This is a genomic window from Tunturibacter empetritectus, assembly GCF_040358985.1.
GTDB classification, from domain to species: Bacteria; Acidobacteriota; Terriglobia; order Terriglobales; family Acidobacteriaceae; genus Edaphobacter; species Edaphobacter empetritectus.
Genome location: NZ_CP132932.1, coordinates 84,680 through 102,029 on the forward strand (window position 1 = coordinate 84,680; position 17,350 = coordinate 102,029).

Below are 17,350 nucleotides of genomic sequence, written 5' to 3' on the forward strand. Positions count from 1 at the left end.
TGCATGCTTTTCAAGTAATCGTTTACTGTTGCGTGTACATAGATATGGGACCCGCCCCACAATTGTCAATATCAAAGCAGCCGAGAAGGCTGAAGAGCGCTAAGGACTCGAATGGGATCTTCTTCAACACGCCGCAGTTTTCTCAGTCTGCTTGGACTCACCTATGCTTCTTCCTACCTTTCGAGCGCTTCCGTCAACGCCATCGCAGAGAGTTCTTCAGAGGATACAAAATATGCGAGCACAGAATCACTGCTGTGGTTTGAGCAGCCCGCGGGCCAGTGGGTAGACGCCGTCCCCCTCGGTAATGGACGCCTGGGCGCTATGGTGCTCGGGGGCGGCCTCGGTGGCACGTCGGACGCGGGCAGGGAGCGCATCACACTGAACGAAGACACGCTCTGGTCCGGAGCCCCCTCCGATTGGAACAATCCGGACGCCGAGCACCATTTGCCTGAGGTTCGCAAGCTCATCCTGCAGCAAGGCAAATACCAGGCGGCCGATCAGGAGTGCCGGAAGATGCAGGGTCCTTACAACCAGGCCTTCGAGCCTGTGGGGGATGTGCTGATTACGCTCGATCATCCGTCGGCCGTGAGCGGATACCGCCGAGAACTGGACCTTGATCGCGGCGTGGCGACCGTTCGCTACAGTGTGTCTGGCGCAGAAGGCGCGAACGCGGAAGTTGGGGACTTATACATACGCGAGGTCTTTGTTTCGGCCCCGGCACAGGTCATCGTTATTCGGCTGACCTGCAGCCGTAAGGGGGCACTCAATGGAATAGTGAGATTCGTAAGCCTGTTGCAGTCGAAAACGGAGGCGATCGACGACAATACCATTCGTCTGATCGGAAAAGCGCCCAGCGTCTCGATACCGTCTTACCTGCACAACGACAATCCGATTCAATACAGCGATGCGGAAGGGGTTGGCATGCGGTTCGCTGCGGTACTGGACGCACAGCTGCTGGATTCGAACTCACATCCCTCAGCCAGGGACGGCTCAGTTACGCGTGCGCAGGACGGGACTCTTGCGATCAAGAACGCTACCAGCGTGCTCCTGCTGGTCGGCATCGCTACCGGCTACAAGGGATATGCGCAGATTCCCGATATGCCGCTCGCTGAAATTGTGGCTGCCGCGGAGAGGCCTGTTGCGAGTGCCAAAGTCATTTCGTACGAGAGCCTGTATTCCGCGCACCTGAAGGATCATCAGGCGCTCTATCGACGAGTAAGGATCGACCTCGGTAAAGAATTTGGGTCCAGCTCGAGTTCGACCGACAAGCGAGTATCGGAGTTTGCAGCGAACCCCGATCCTGCGCTTCTTGCGCTCTACTTCAACCTAGGCCGATATATGCTGATGACGAGCTCGCGGCCGGGCACGCAACCTGCGAATCTGCAAGGTATTTGGACCGATGAGCTGCGTCCGCCGTGGAGCTCGAACTGGACTTCGAATATCAATGTCCAGATGAACTACTGGCCGGTTGAGACTTGCAACCTCTCCGAGTGCCACCTGCCGCTGGCCGAAATGATCGCGGACCTCAGCCAGAATGGAGCGAAGACGGCACAGGTCAACTACGGCGCCAATGGTTGGGTCTCGCACCACAACATCGACCTGTGGAGGCAGTCCGCCCCGGTCGGCATGGGAACGGAGTTCGCGACACCCACCTGGGCCAACTTCGCCATGAGCGGGCCGTGGCTGTGCGCACACCTTTGGGAGCACTATCTCTTCACCGGCGATGAATCATTTCTGCGCAAGGTCTATCCGATTATGCGCGGCTCGGCAGAGTTCTGCCTGAGCTGGATGGTGGACGACGGGAAAGGCGGTTTGACGACCTGCCCGTCGTTCTCCACCGAAAACACATTTTTTGCGCCAAACGGCACTACGGCAAGTACAAGCTTTGGATGCACGCTGGACCTCGCACTGATTCGAGAACTCTCCACGAACGTGCAGCAAGCTGCGACCGTTCTGAATACCGATTTTGCCTTTGCGGCTAGGCTCAGCACCGTCGTCAAGCGTCTGCCCGACTATCAGATTGGGCGATGGGGCCAGCTTCAGGAGTGGGCAATCGATTATGAGGAAAGCCAGCCGGGGCAGCGCCACATGTCACATCTTTATCCTGTCTATCCCGGCTCCGAGATTACTCCGCGCAATAATCCACGGCTTGCGCAGGCAGCGCGAAGATCGGTTGAGCGGCGTCTTGCCAACGGTGGCGCTTATACGGGCTGGAGCCGCGCCTGGGTCATCGGTCTATGGGCACGTCTGGAAGACGGAGACATGGCCTGGGAGTCGCTCAAGATGCTGATCGAGCACAGCACCGGACCGAATTTGTTCGACACACACCCGCTGGGCGAAACCCTGGAGACAGCCATCGCCACCAGCTCCGGCGAGAAGACGGCGCGTTCGAAATCAGCTGGACCCCCGCATAGCATCTTTCAGATCGATGGAAACTTTGGCGCTACGGCTGCTATTGCCGAGCTTCTCCTACAAAGCCACGATAAAGAAGTCGCACTCTTACCAGCACTGCCAATCGCATGGAAGAACGGCTCTATCAGGGGTCTGCGCACGCGCGGTGGACTGGAGGTTGCACTGCGATGGAAGGACGGCAAATTAGTCGACGCGGAACTTCTTGCTTTGCGCGATGGCACTCACCGGCTCCGTGTTCAGAGAGGTTTGCGCCTTATTATGGCCACCAACACGAAGGGGGACGCAGTCGACCTCACTCCAGACAAAGATAGGGAGATAGTTACGATACGTGTGCGCAAGGGACAACAATATCATTTGGTCGCAGGGGTCTCCGACAAATAGTCAATTCACTCATCGTAACAATGATTACGATCAAAGTAGCCCAACACCGAAACAGAATCAGCAGGAGAGTTCATGAAACTTTCAAGACGAGGTGCACTCGGTCTTCTCGCGGGCGCGGGACAAGCTGCCGTCACGTCAAGACTTCTGGGTGCCGTTATCAATTCCCCGGCAAACCCGGTAGGGAGAGTTGCGACCAGCCTTGAGCGCACTCTTGCAAAGGGGCCGTTCGAACCTACATGGAAGTCGCTTAAAGCACATTACGAGACACCGGACTGGTTTCGAGATGCGAAGTTCGGCATCTGGGCCCATTGGACGGCACAGTGCGTGCCCGAGCAGGGGGATTGGTATGCCCGCAGGATGTACCTTCAGGGCGATCCGGCTTACGACTACCACGTCAAGAACTACGGCCATCCTTCAAAGGTCGGCTTCAAGGATATCGACATCATGTGGAAGGCAGAGCGCTGGGATCCTGAGGCCCTGATGGATCTGTACCAGGCCGCTGGCGCGAAGTACTTCATGGCGCTTGCCAATCATCACGATAACTTCGACAACTACAAGTCCAAATATCACGATTGGAACTCAACGCGAGTCGGTCCAATGAAGGATATTGTCGGGACCTGGGGTGCGATCTGTAAAAGACGCGGCTTGCGATACGGGGTCAGCAACCATTCGGCCCATGCGTGGCATTGGTTCCAGACTGCATACGGCTACGATGCGGAGGGTCCATTGGCGGGTGTGCGGTATGACGGATTTACAAAGAAGAGCTTGGTCGGCCTAAATCCCCAGGAGCTCTACGTGGGACCCAATCTGGTCGTCCCGGATGGCTTCACATCAGCCCAGAAGATGCTTAGCTGGCACAATGCGAACGATCGCGTTTGGGATGAATTTCCCCCAGCTGATAATCCCGACTTTACTAACACCTGGTTTTTGCGTTGCAGGGATCTTCTCGACACTTATAAACCGGACATGCTCTACTTCGACGACACCGGGCTCCCGCTGGGCCAAACCGGTGTCGATATTACGACCCACTTCTACAACTCGAATATGGCCCTTCATGGAGGACGCAATGAGGCCGTTGTCTTCGGGAAAGAGTTTGTTCCACAGCATAGAGGAGCCGCAGCGCTCGATCTCGAACGAGGCAGGTCGAATGACATTCTTCCGCTTCCGTGGCAGACCGATACCTGCATCGGCGACTGGCACTATAGCCGTGAAGTCTTTGAGCAGCACAAGTATAAATATGCAAAGACAGTGATTCATCTGTTGGCGGACGTCGTCAGCAAGAACGGAAATCTGTGCTTGAATATCCCGTTGAAGGGTGACGGCACCATCGATTCCGACGAGCGGCAAATCCTTGCTGACCTAGCAGCCTGGATGCCGATAAACGGAGAGGCCATCTTCGGCACGCGGCCTTTCACCGTGTATGGAGAAGGCCCACCGGACCCGGTGAAAACTGGTAACTTCAACGAGGGAAATGGCCGACCTTATACCTCCGAGGACATGCGCTTCACCGTTAAGGATGGCCGTCTTTACGTCATCGCGCTCGGTTGGCCCGCAGATAGCAAACTTAAGATCAAGACGTTCGCTCGCGGATCGAAAGAGCTTCCAAGCGAGATCAGCAAAGTCGAGATGCTCGGCGTCGGAGAGCCTTGTTCCTTCGAGCGGAACTCGAACGAACTGGTTGTGAAACTGCCGACACAGAAGCCGAACGACATCGCGTACGGATTTCGGATTGAGGTGTCTCGCCTTAATACGTCCAGTTAAGGCTTGAGACATTTGTTGATTTTTCTGGTCTCAGCACACTGGATTCATCCACCATATCAATCGCGACCATCTCTCGACAGGAGATGTGGCTTGACCCGAGACACTGGAGAACTTTGCTTTCCTACTTCACAACTCTGGAAGATTCTCTAACCACCAGCTCTGGCTCCAGTATGACGCGCTGGGGACGAATCGGCCCTTCTGCTTCAACGAGACGGAAGATCATCTTCGCGGTCCGAAGGCCCAGGGGCTCAATCCTCTGGTCTATTGTCGAAAGCGGGACGCGAAGCAGTTCATCGTAGTGATAGTTTCCGCAACCAATGACTGCGAGATCACGAGGTATCTTCAGGCCGGCGTCCAAAGCGGCCATCATGGCACCGGACGCGATCATGTCATTGAAGCAGAAGACCGCATCCGGACGCATCTTCAGGCTTAGCAGGTGCTTCATCGCCGTCTCCCCTCGCCTCCGGCCATCTACATCCACTGAGCCGAGCGGTGCGATCACATACCGAGGATCGATGGCAACCCCGTGGCGCTCGAGAGTATGTTGATATCCCTCGAAACGGCTCTTCCCTACCCTGTTCTCCGGACCTCGGATGTGGGCGATCTTCTTGCGACCGATGGCGATGAGATGTTCCGTTGCTAACTCACCAACCTTGTAGTCGTTCGATCCGAGGAAGTTAGAGCGAAAATCCAGAAAGTCGCGGTCGAGAAGAATCAGCGGCGGCCCATTCTCGCTGACCTTGCGCAACTTCTCCGAGGTCGACTGTGTTGTGGCTACCACCAGGGCATCCAGCCGGTGAGCGAGCATATGCTCGATCTCGGCATCTTCGAGGACAGCGTCACTCTCGGAGGAGGCTACGAGCAGGAAGAAGTCCTTCTTGCGCAGCGCACTTGAGAGCGATTTCGCGATCTCGGAGAAGAAGGGGTGAATTAGGTCCGGCACGATGAGACCAACGAGAGAACTGCGCCCGGTCACCAGGCTCCTAGCCATCAGATTCGGCCGGTAGTTAACTTCTTTGATCTTCGCCATCACTCGTTCGCGTGTTGCCTTCGCAATATCGGGATGGTTCTTAAGCGCCTTTGAGACCGTCACGATCGAGACGCCGAGACTTTGCGCAACATCTTTCATTCGGACAGCCATGGAGTGAATATACAAGATACGTTTTGGCCTCGATAGCGTTGCTCATTGTTGACAAACGCCGTTGCATCTTCTAGCTTTCAGGTCGAGATAACCTTTACCTAAACTGTGGTTCTACTTTTGAAACGCAGTTTGAAGACTTAGGCGAGCACGCTGTATGGAAAGTGAGTTAATGTTTCTAAGGAGATTGCCGCGGGCGTTACCGCTCTTCTTAGCTGCCGCCTTCTCACTGCGTGGGTTACCGCAGGACAAGGCTGCTACACCAGTGCGCGACGCCGACGCCGTCTGTAGCCAATGTCACCGTACGATATTCGAGACTTACCTCAAGACACCTATGGCCAACGCGAGCGGACTAGCCGGCGAACGACTTATCCCAGGATCGTTTCGGCACGCTCCATCCGGCGTCATTTACACAGTTAGCAACCAAGCGCACCCTACACTTGACTATACCCTTCCCACGGCGCCTCCTATCGAAATCGAAGAGCGGCTTCATTACTTCCTAGGCTCTGGTCACCTCGGCTTGACCTACCTCTATTCGAAGAACGGATACCTGCTGGAAAGTCCGATTGCCTACTACGCAAACCTCAAAGGCTACGCCATGAAGCCCGGCTTTCAGCGGTCGCGGGAACTCCCCGGAGCGCTCACGCTCAACCCAAGCTGTCTGCGCTGCCACATGAGCAGCGTGAACAAGCAGGTAGAAGGCACCGACAATCTCTATCGCGGACTACCCTTCGAGTACGTAGGCATAACCTGCGAGAGCTGCCACGGGGATAGCCGCGAACATGTTGCCTCTAGCGGACGCACCGCTGTCGTCAACCCCGTCAAGCTTTCGCCTGCAAAGAGAGATAGTATCTGCAGTGTTTGTCATCTCGAAGGCGATACAAGTGTCGAACGCCGCGACCGGTCCGTACTCGACTTCAAACCTGGCGCCGATCTCACCGACTTCATGTCCTACTTTGTCTATGTCGGCGAGAACACGACCCAGCGTGCCGTCAGCGAGATCGAGCAGTTCCAGTCCAGCAGGTGCAGGATCGCGAGCGGGCCCGGCATGTCGTGCATGACCTGTCACAATCCTCACGCTTCGCCAACGGCTGAAGAGCGCACCAACTTCTATCGCACCAAATGTCTCACTTGTCACACTCAGGACAAATATGTCGCCGAGCACTACGTCGTAACTCGCGACTGCACCAGCTGCCATATGCCAAAAACCGGAGCGCAGAACATCCCCCATGTATCATGGACCGATCACCGCATCCGACAGCATCCCGCCCAACCCGATCTGGAAGCCGTTCCGGCTCGAACCCCGGAGCTGGTTCCGATTCTAGCCAGCACGAGCAAATCGCGCGACCTCGCTCTGGCGTACTACAACCTCGTTGTGGTTAAAGGACTCACAACCGAAAGATCGCGTGCATGGCAGATGCTCATTGCGGCGGAAAAATCTGATCCCGAGGACCCTGCAGTGCTGCGCGCGCTCGGAATCATAGCCCAATTGAATCAGGATGACGCTCACGCCAAGACCTACTACCAGGATGTCTTGAAAAACGATCCCGAGAACCTGGCAGCCGCAACGAATCTAGGTACTCTCCTCGCCCGAGCGGGTAACCTCCAGGCAGCTGCAGATTCGTGGCAGCGAGCCTTCCGTCAAAACGCGGACATCCCCGCCCTCGGACAGAATCTCGCCAAGGCGCAGTGCATGCTTGGATCTAAAGAAGCCGCAGAAGACACGCTCAGAACTGTGCTCGTCTACAGCCCTGGAATGGGAGAGGCGCGCCATACTCTCACAGCGTTGGAGGACGGCAGTCGGCCGTGTGCTGCTCCCCAAGCGAAAGAAAACAGGTAGACCAAGACTGGGATTTGTCAGGTGAGTCTTGTCCAATCGTCAAAATAGATCGAGATAATAGATCGAAATCGCACATCAAAGAAGCAGAAAGAGCGAACAGTGTCCTTAGCAGATTCATCTCAGGCCCGGAACCTCAGAACACGATTCCCAATCCTTCTCGTTGCGAGATCCGTGTGCACCGGCAGTGCGGCTTCGCTCTGCTTCCTGATTGCATCTGTTGTCTTCGGGCAGATCTCACCTCCTCCTCACGTTGCCACACAACAACCGCCCGTCATCCCCGGCAAATTTGTCGATATCACCCAAAGCAGTGGTATTCATTTTCAAGGTGTCGCGTCCCATACCTCGACAAAGTATCTGCTTGAGACGATGGGCTCGGGAGTCGCCGTCTTTGACTATGATAACGACGGCCTCCTTGACATATTCTTCGTCAACGGAGCTCACCTTGACAGCCCAACAACAAAGGGCACCATTCCGCAGAAGTCCGGCCCCCACGATTGGAACCGCCTCTATCACCAGAAAAAGGACAGTACCTTCGAGGATGTCACCGAGCGCTCTGGGCTCAAAGGCGTCGGCTACGGCATGGGTGTCGCAGTGGGAGACTTCGACAATGACGGCTTTGAAGATCTCTACGTGACGGCTTATGGCGGCAATCGCCTCTATCACAACAACGGCAACGGCAGCTTCACCGACATCACCGAGAGCTCCGGAACCGCTGGCAGTGGCTGGTCGACCAGTGCGGCCTGGATCGATCTCGACAACGACGGCCTACTCGACCTCGTCGTCCTCCGCTACGTCAAATGGGACTTTGAAGACGTCTGGTGCGGCGAGCATCGCGACGGTTATCGCGCCTATTGCCATCCAGACATCTTCCCCGCGATCGCTCCCCTGGTCTACCACAATGACGGAAACGGCCACTTCACCGAGGTTTCTAAAAAAATCGGCCTCTCTGTCCCCGGCAAAGGTCTCGGGATCGCGCTCGCCGACTTTGACCGTGACGGCAAGATCGATATAGCCGTCGCGAACGATTCCATGCTGGAGTTCCTCTACCGCAACAACGGAGACGGCACCTTTGAGGAGATGGGGCTCAACGCCGAGATCGCAGTCGACGGCGATGGCCGCACCTACGCCGGTATGGGCATCGACTTTGAAGACTACGACAACGATGGTCTTCCCGATCTTGTCATCACCAATCTTGCCAACCAGAGATACGCCCTCTACAAAAACAACGGCGACGGCAGCTTCACTTACGACACCTACATGTCAGGCATTGGCCGCATCACTCTTCTCCACTCCGGCTGGAGCGTTCACTTTCTCGACTACGACAATGACGGGCTCAAGGATCTACTCATTGCCCAGGGACATGATCTCGACACTATCGAACTCACTTCACCTCAACTTCACTACAAAGAGCCGATGCTTCTTGCGCGCAACACTGGTCACGGCTTTGTCGACGTGTCCGAGGTCTCAGGAAGCGTCTTCGTTCAGCCTTGGGTCAGTCGCGGAATGGCGGTGGGCGATTTCGACAATGACGGCCGCATCGACGCAGTAGTCACGACAAACGGCGGAGCCGCCCACATCCTGCATAACGAAACGGCGACGCAGAATCATTGGCTCACGCTGCGCCTGGTCGGCCACCGCAGCAACCGGGATGCCATCGGCGCAGAGATAAAGCTGACAACATCCAAAGGATCTCAATATGTCACTGTCTCGACCGCGGGGGGCTATCTCTCCTCTAACGATAAACGCGCGCACTTTGGCCTCGGAACGGATATAGTCGCAAAGGAGATTGAGATTCGGTGGCCTAGTGGTGTCGTCCAGAAGTTAGGTGAGGTAAAGTCCGACCGAATTCTTCAGGTGGACGAACCTCTTCAATCGACCGCGGAGACCAGTCCAGCAGAGTCCTCCAGGCGCTGATCTTCGAGGAGCGTTCGTCAGTTCGGAACCTTCGAGGACATCAGCTATGCCTCCGGTTATGCCCACCCCACCAAGACAAATCCGATTCAGTCGCCGCCAGCGCATCAAACCAACCCACCTATCCCTATTGCGCCGTAGTGGAATGAGAACCATATAGCTCTGCACTCTTTTGCAGTTCGATTTTGCTCTTTTCCACCTCGCCGCTCTGCTTGTAGGCGCGCCCCAGCACAAAGTGGAACCGCGGATTCTTCGGTTCCAGCGCGACCGCTTTCTCCATCGCCGCTTCCGCCTCCGTCAGCCTGTTGAGAGCCAGCAAAGCCTGGCCAAGCGCCTCTTGACACTGCGCACACGACGGACCAATCGCGGCTGCCCGCGCTAGTTTTTCAGCAGCCTCCTGCGGCTGATTTCGATCCAGTAGCAACAGCCCAAGATTTAGTAGCGGTTGTTCGCTCTGTAACGCCGAGCCCTGCTGTAGCGCTTCGGCCTTACGATACGCCTCCATCGCCTTCTCCAGATGATTTTGAGACGCAAGTGTAAGCCCCAGATTGTTCTCCGCCTTTACGCTGCGGCTATCCAAGGTAAGCACCCTCCGGAAGGACGTCTCAGCTCCGCCGTAATCTCCTTTGCTGTACTGCGCGCGTCCCAGGCTGTACCAGGTATCCGCATCGCCCGGAGAGAGATCCGTCGCCTGCTTCAGCCATCGAATTGCATCGGCGTAATCCTGTAGCAGAACGTAGTCCAGCCCAACCAGGCGCAACTCTTCGCCCGTAGGTCGGCGTTCTGCAGCAGCCTGAGTGAAAACTCTTAGCGACTCCTTCGGCTGATCTCTACGCATCAGCACCTCGCCCAGCAGATAAAGTGCATCGGCGGAAGCAGGCTCGCGCTGCAAAAATGTTCGCAGGACTTGCTCTGCAGCAGCGAATTCAGATCGTTTTATTTGATCCCGTGCTTGCTGCAATGAATTCTCCGCTCTTGCCTCCTTGCCGCTGGTTTGATCGTAACGATCTCCATACAACACCCAAGAACCTGAAAATCCATTCAACTCAAGCAAGCCTATCCGTACTGGGAGCGTTTGCCCCACCGCCGAAATCGCCAGTTGCAGAAAAGCGAGGAATCCAATCCATCCCAAATAGGTCTCCCTTCTGTCCACGACGATCTTCAAAAGGGCGAGTTTGCGCTTCCTTTTAGCTGACGACGTTTGCGAGTAAAGATTTTCTGAAAAGACCTGAAAGCGAATGAACGTGCGCCGAAATATTTCATGCGGTTTCATCCCGAACATTATAGATACGGTCGCTTAGCCACAATGCCCAACCGTGCAGGCTGAACCTCGAATTGCACCTAAACCTAATCAATCCACCTAAAGAATGACAAAAAAATAAATTCTTTTATTGACATCTCCGATTTGGACCTAATAGGATGACCGCGTTTGAAAAAGAACTAGTAAGCGTTTACTGAAACGTAGTATTTCCATCCGAATTCGGTAAGTGTCGCGCTATAGGACAGACAGGCCGACTAGGTTCCATGACATGACGTATAGGTCCGCAAGGGACTGCCAATTTTGGAGGTTTACAAGAAATGCGAACGACAATGAAACTTAAAGCTCTCCTCGGTCTGCTGAGCGTTTCTCTTCTGCTCATCGCCGGTTACGCGCGAGCACAGTCCAACCAGGGCGCGATCTCAGGGCTTGTCACAGACGCCAGTGGTGCAACCGTTTCCGGAGCCACCATCGTGGCGCGCAACCTTGCCACCGGGCAGTCGGCCACTACTGTCAGTAGCTCGGCCGGGGACTACCACTTCCCCTCCCTCCAAATCGGCGGCTACGACGTCACGATTACAGCTCGCGGCTTCCGCAAGCTCGAGAAGACCAACGTTACCGTTCAAATCCAGTCCACGACCACACTCGACGTCGTGTTGTCTGTCGGTTTGGAGACCGAAACAGTGACGGTCAACGCTGACGCGCCCCAGGTCCAAACCGAAAGCGCCGACGTCGGAACGGTAGTCTCTCCCAAGCAGGTTTTAGATCTGCCACTATCCACCAATGGCTCCGCAATCCGCAACTCGCAGGATTTCGTCTTCCTCACTCCCGCCACCTACGGCACAGGAACGAGTGGAGGCACCTTCGAGGGCGGCGTCTCAGGCGGCCAAGCGTTCGGCAGCGAAATCCTCTTCGATGGCGCTAGCCTACAAGTCGAGAGCTTCGGGGACGGATTTGCCAACGAGATCCTTCCCTCCGTCGAAGCCACGGGCGAGTTCAAGGTCCTCATCGGCGGTATCCCGGCGCAGTATGGCAGAACCACAGGCGGTATTCAGAGCTACGCCTCAAAGTCCGGCACCAACGACTATCATGGCACTGCCTTCGAGATTTATCGGAACACCGCGCTTGACGCCAACACATGGTTCAACAATCTGAATAAGGGTCAGAACGGCTCCAACTCCAGCAACGGTACACCGCCCGACAACAAAAACAACTACGGCGTCGCGCTTGGCGGCCCAGTTCGCATTCCGCATCTCTACAATGGAACCGATAAGACTTTCTTTTTCTTCGCGTGGGAACAGTTCCGTCAAACTCAAGGCTATTCGAACCTCATAACTCTCCCCACCCCGGCGAACCTCAAGGGCGACTTCTCCGGCAATCTCGGCGCCCCCGTACTCGACGCGAACAACAACCAAATCATCAATCCCTGCGACGGAACTCCCATCCTCGCCGGACAGGTCTTCAACCCGGCCACTACCCGGACCGTTAATGGCCAGCAGTGCCGCACCGCCTATCCCAACAACATCATCACCTCTCCGCTGAGCCCAGTCGCCAGCGCCATCACAGCCTACATTCCGCAGGCCTCAAGCGCCCTTACTAATAACTTCGTCTTCGCCGGAACCTATCCCATCATTAGCACTGCCGAATCTATTCGCTTCGATCAGGCTTTCGGACAGAACAACAAAGTGTTCGTCTCCTACAACGTGCGCGATAACGTCCGGAACAACAACAATCTTCCCCAGTTCCAACTACCAGTTACTTCGTTTCTCACCTCTCAGGATCTTCCCACTCACCTGGTCCGCGTCGGATACGATCACATCTTCTCGCCAACCGTACTGAACCACGCCTTGATCGCATTCACCCGCGTACTCAACAAGGAAGGTTTCATCACGCCATCGCAGGGCAAAGACTACTCTCAGCTCGTCGGACTTCCAGGCGGCACCGGGAACTACTTTCCCGGCATAATTCTCAATGGCGTGTCCGGCAATGAGAGCAGTCGGGTAAATCTCGGCGATTATGTCGATCCAAACAACAACGGATTCAATTCAAAGATCTCCGACAACTCGTATTACGTCAGCGATGCCATCTCCCTGACCAAAGGCAAGCATAACCTCACTATCGGTGGGGAGTACCGTTATGCGGTCTCCATCTCCAGCTTCGTTAGCGTGGATAGCGGCAGCTTTGTCTTCAGCCGCGCACAGACCGCCGGAACCGCTACAACCACCGCCAACAGCGGAGACGGTTTCGCCAGCTTCCTCCTAGGGCAGGTCGCTCAGGCCACCGTCAAGCAGAACTTCGTCACCATCCGAAACGTAGGCCAGTACAGCGCCGCCTACGTTCAGGATGAGTTCAAAATGAATAAGGACCTCAACCTATCTCTTGGACTTCGCTACGATGTGGACCTTCCCTTCAAAGAGCTACACAACTTCGGCTCCCAGTTCAATCCCGACATCGTCAACACCGGAGCCGCCGGCACCAACACCCCCGGGGCACTGGAGTTCGCCGGCAGCGGTGCCGGTAAAGATGGCTTCAGCTCCCGCTACTCCAACGTCTACTACAAGAACATCGAGCCACGCGTAGGCATCACTTGGTCTCCAAGCTCCCTCGATCACAAGACCGTATTCTCCGCTGCTTACAGCGGCCTCAATGCTCCCATCCTCCAATGGCAACAGATTTACGGCGGAGTGCCTGCTGGCTACTCCTCCATCAGCCAGGTAAACAATAACGCTAACCCTTTCACCGCTGGCGAACTGCTCGATCCCGGTTCGCTCAACAGCCCCGGAATCGCCAATCCAGGAGCCTTCGGAGTTCCTCCAATCCCTTCCACTCCAAGCTTCGACCGCAGCCAGCTCAACGGCCAGAACGTCAACTACACCCGCCGCGACTTCGGCAAGCCCGGCTACGATCAGACCTATACCGCCACCGTTCAGCAGCAGTTTGCGACCGACCTAATCCTTACCCTCGGCTATCTCGGCGAGCGCGGCGTTCATCTCGGCTCCAACCTGCTCTACCTCAACAATCTTCCGCAACAGAACTTCGGCCTCGGCTCTCAGCTTACCGACTCCTTCACCGGCTCCGGAACTCCAGTCGACGGAGTCGCCGCCCCCTATGCAGGCTTTCAGGGAACCGTCGCGCAAGCTCTCAGACCCTTCCCTCAATATCACTTGGTAAACACCGGCGCCTACGGCGAAAACCACGGCCAGCTTTCCTACAACGCGCTAACTGCTAAGCTGGAACGCCGCTATCACAATGGGCTTAATCTCCTCGCCTCCTACACCTGGTCCAAGATTCTCACGGACACTGGCAACATCATCGGTGGCAGCCTCGGGGGCTCCTACACCGCGAGCATTCAGAACCCACTCAATCTAAAAGCAGAAAAGGCTATCTCGCCGCAGGATACGCCCCAGATCTTCGTCATTAGCTACATCTACGACCTGCCCTTCGGCAAGGGCAAGAGCTTCCTGAGCCGCGGCGGCGTAGTCAACTACCTTGTCGGCGGATGGTCAGTCAGCGGCATCCAAAGATACCAAAGTGGCCAGCCACTCGGCTTCGGCTGCGCAACCGGGGTCCCCGGATACGACAACTGCATCCGCTACAACTTCGTGCCCGGCCAGAATCTGCGTTCAACCGCCAGAAGGAATGGATCGTTCAACCCCGCACTTGCAGGATCGAACCTCTGGTACAACCCTGCCGGCGTAAGCGATCCCAACGCCAATGTCACTAGAACTACCTCCTATTCTTTCGGCGACAAACCCGCCTATGAGTCCGACGATCGCTCATTCGGCTATCTCGAAGAAGACTTCGGCTTGATCAAGCGGACTCACATCACCGAACGCGTATCCTTCCAGTTTCGTGCCGAAGCCTTCAACGCCTTCAACCGCCACGTCTTCGGCAATCCCGACAACAACCCGCACGATGCTGGCTTCGGAACGGTCGGCAGCACTGCCAACAGCCCGCGTTCGCTTCAACTCACCTTCCGCGCGGAGTTCTAACTGTCGAAAGAAGATAGCTTGGGAGCAGAGAAATATTCTGTTCCCAGGCTCTGATCAGGTCCAGCTACGTGCACATCATCAAGCTGTGCCCGGAAATTGCTTGCAGTGAAATGGGCTTAGCCCTAAAGATAAGCTGGTCGTTCAAGGCGTCATTTATTCGGAGCCGCTTTCGAATCTTGGGCCGTACAACGCCTCACAGTCAGGATTGCCCGGCGATCATCCGACAACTGAAAGCAACTCCGCGAGACTAAGCATCGAGTTCGACTCTGTGCCCCTAGGCAGTGATGGAGCAATCACGAGGGCCTCGCCGTGGTCCTCAAACCAAACCAAAAACGAAGACTGTTCAGATCCCGGGAGTCGCTGCTGGTTGATCCAATGATAGTAGGCGCCCATATCCGCATCAATCAAGGAGCCCCTGAGATCGAGTTCGGGATTGCTCTCGCTACCGGACATCAGCTCATTCATTGGTCTCTGCCGTTGCCGGGGGGCAAAACGCACAAATAAGGTGAGGGGTTGCGCCCTTCGCAAAGCTTCGCGCGCCGTCCACTGGACAAAGGTCGTACTGAATATCTGGGTACCAGAACCCTCTGTGAGCAGCTTCACCTGAAAGCGCTGCAACACCTCTTCTCCTCCTTTGTCGAGACCGAGGTCCATTGGAGATAGACGCGCCATGTGTGTGCGCAGTTCCTCAGGGCCCATTCCCGGTCTTCCAATCTCCATTTGAATATTTTTTAGCAATGCGGCGCGTACGGGTTCAAGCTCCTGAAAGAACACGCAAGTGAGCAATGGGCTGTGTTTCGCTGCCTGCCCTCCATCGACATACCAATGTCCATAAGGAACCGGATATGCCTTTGCCCTGGCTTCAACCGCGGCCAGCAGAAGTTTAACTCCGTTCTCCGGCTTGACTTGCCTAAAATAAGTTCCGTGCTCGCGCAGATTACGGAACAGAGGCTCGTCGTAAGACACAACGCCTTGCCCGATAACCGCAACTCCAAGTCTGCGCATGGCATTTGGTTGGGGCGCCGCCGTTCCTATGCGCGTACGGTTGCCGTAAGCGATCGCTGCGTCCCTGAACGCATCCAGTTGATGAGTTGTCCAAAGGTATGCCGATAACTGTTCGACAAACTGGGCTGGCTGGTTGATCCAATCAAGGCTCTCAAGTTTCCCGGATAGAGAAAGTTGCCAGAATGCCTGAAAGCATTCATGGACCTGCGCGGGCGTTAGAGAACTAAGAGCAGCAAGTTCCCGATCGATTGCCGCATGCTCTGCGGGAAACTTGTAATCGTATTCAATGACCTCCCGTAGTAAGCTTGGCACGAAGCTCAGCGGCAGTTGCTTCAGTGATTCCAGGTGAGCCACGACGAGCTTTCTTGCCTCGGGCGGATACCCAAAAAACTGTTCGGCTTTGAGGTCCCTTGGCAGCATACCCTATAACAACTCGTGGATCGGCGCGCCTTGTGACAGCTTCGGCGAGAATCCCATCATTGCGCCGAGAGTGGGGACAAGATCGATCGATTGCAGCGGACGATCGTACACCATTCCCTGTCGAACGCCTGTGCCCAGAGCCATCATCCACGTCGTGCGTGACGCTGCGTCACCCGTGCGATGGTGCTGAAATCCATTCCCGCCGGCATCCTCGTCGGCATCGCGTCCAAAATCCGGCAGGATAAACATCGTCGTATTACCCGCATACTCGGGTTCGGCTTGAACCGCTTTCCAAAGCTCCGCACAAAGACGGTCTGTGCGCCGAATTGCTTCAATATAGAGCGAGTAAGCGCCGGTGTGAGCGACATCGATATCGTGCATCGTAATCCAAAGCAAACTTGGAGATTCCTGCTGCATCAGACGCTTTGCAATATATACGGAAAGCTCATCCGGGCTCGAGACAGTTCGTGCGTGCACCATGAAATCATCTACCGAGAGCTTCAATATTCTTTCCATTTGCTGCAGTTCGAATTCGCCGCCTCCAATTTGCGGTGCATATAGCGGTGTCTCATAATTGTCACGAAGCAAATGGTTGAAATCCGCACCCGCGCCGGATGTTGCCGCACTCAGTAGATGCTTCGGTAAAATAACTTTCGCTCCCAGGCCGGGACCATAGGAACGATAGTTGCTTTCGCCAATTCGGTTAAACCCGTTGCTGGGCGCGACCACCCATGCACTCGACGACGGGCGATTCAGGTCCTTGCGAAAATACTCAAACACCGTAGGATGTTCAGGCGGAACCGCCGAAAAATTATTGAGCGTTTCGTAAACGCCGGTCGCCAGACTTGCGGTCGCCACATAGTGGCCCAATATCCCCTGATTTGTCACATGCGTGAAAAAACTGGACTGCGGAGCCAGTTCGTGGAGCATGTGTGGGATATTCTCCTGCCCTTCCGGAGCGAATGTCTCTTGATCCCGAGCACCTCCACCAAACGTAATGACAATGATCTTCCGCTTCTTTGCCGCAGCCTCTCCATACACAAAGGGGCTGCTTCCCATCAGCGCACTTCCCAGCGCCAATCCAGCCGTACTGCGCAGGAAGTCGCGCCTGCTGCGACTAAGACGCTGTGCAGTTCGAGATCGGACAAGAGTCGCCTCGCTGGATGACGATGATGCCCTCAACTCAAATCCACCTTATGTCCTCCTAACTTCGATCATGCGCAACTTCTTCT

General features: G+C 55.6%; 9 protein-coding genes. 5 read left to right on the forward strand and 4 right to left on the reverse strand.

The features are described from left to right. The first annotated feature begins 111 nt into the window (after window positions 1–111). Both RBB75_RS00300 and RBB75_RS00305 read left to right on the forward strand, forming a co-directional pair. Window positions 112–2,793: a glycosyl hydrolase family 95 catalytic domain-containing protein gene (locus tag RBB75_RS00300; RefSeq protein ID WP_353069177.1), complete on the forward strand. Its 2,682-nt coding sequence runs from the start codon at window positions 112–114 to the stop codon at window positions 2,791–2,793. Between the two features lie 72 nt (window positions 2,794–2,865). Next, entirely contained in the window at window positions 2,866–4,554 is a 1,689-nt protein-coding gene (locus RBB75_RS00305) for an alpha-L-fucosidase (protein WP_179638530.1), read from the forward strand. Between the two features lie 121 nt (window positions 4,555–4,675). Here the strand turns inward: RBB75_RS00305 and RBB75_RS00310 are convergent, their stop codons facing one another. Next, complete coding sequence (locus RBB75_RS00310) at window positions 4,676–5,695, reverse strand: LacI family DNA-binding transcriptional regulator (protein WP_179638531.1); 1,020 nt, start codon at window positions 5,693–5,695, stop codon at window positions 4,676–4,678. A 331-nt stretch (window positions 5,696–6,026) separates the two neighbouring features. On the opposite strand from RBB75_RS00310, the gene RBB75_RS00315 reads away from it, so the two are divergent. Together RBB75_RS00315 and RBB75_RS00320 are read left to right on the forward strand one after the other, a co-directional pair. Further along, window positions 6,027–7,532, forward strand: coding sequence for a cytochrome c3 family protein (locus tag RBB75_RS00315; protein ID WP_179638532.1), 1,506 nt, complete (start codon window positions 6,027–6,029; stop codon window positions 7,530–7,532). Window positions 7,533–7,703: 171 nt separating this feature from the next. Next, entirely contained in the window at window positions 7,704–9,446 is a 1,743-nt protein-coding gene (locus RBB75_RS00320) for a CRTAC1 family protein (protein WP_353069178.1), read from the forward strand. Window positions 9,447–9,570: 124 nt separating this feature from the next. Here RBB75_RS00320 and RBB75_RS00325 read toward each other — a convergent pair whose 3' ends face one another. Further along, window positions 9,571–10,404, reverse strand: coding sequence for a tetratricopeptide repeat protein (locus tag RBB75_RS00325; protein WP_353069179.1), 834 nt, complete (start codon window positions 10,402–10,404; stop codon window positions 9,571–9,573). Between the two features lie 629 nt (window positions 10,405–11,033). Between RBB75_RS00325 and RBB75_RS00330 the strand changes: the two genes are divergently transcribed. After that, window positions 11,034–14,693 carry a carboxypeptidase-like regulatory domain-containing protein gene (locus RBB75_RS00330; protein WP_179638535.1) on the forward strand — a complete coding sequence of 1,220 codons (3,660 nt, stop codon included), beginning with the start codon at window positions 11,034–11,036 and terminating at the stop codon, window positions 14,691–14,693. A 216-nt stretch (window positions 14,694–14,909) separates the two neighbouring features. Here the strand turns inward: RBB75_RS00330 and RBB75_RS00335 are convergent, their stop codons facing one another. Next, window positions 14,910–16,118: a hypothetical protein gene (locus RBB75_RS00335; RefSeq protein ID WP_179638536.1), complete on the reverse strand. Its 1,209-nt coding sequence runs from the start codon at window positions 16,116–16,118 to the stop codon at window positions 14,910–14,912. Between the two features lie 3 nt (window positions 16,119–16,121). Further along, complete coding sequence (locus RBB75_RS00340; protein WP_257030972.1) at window positions 16,122–17,177, reverse strand: hypothetical protein; 1,056 nt, start codon at window positions 17,175–17,177, stop codon at window positions 16,122–16,124. Window positions 17,178–17,350: the final 173 nt, after the last annotated feature.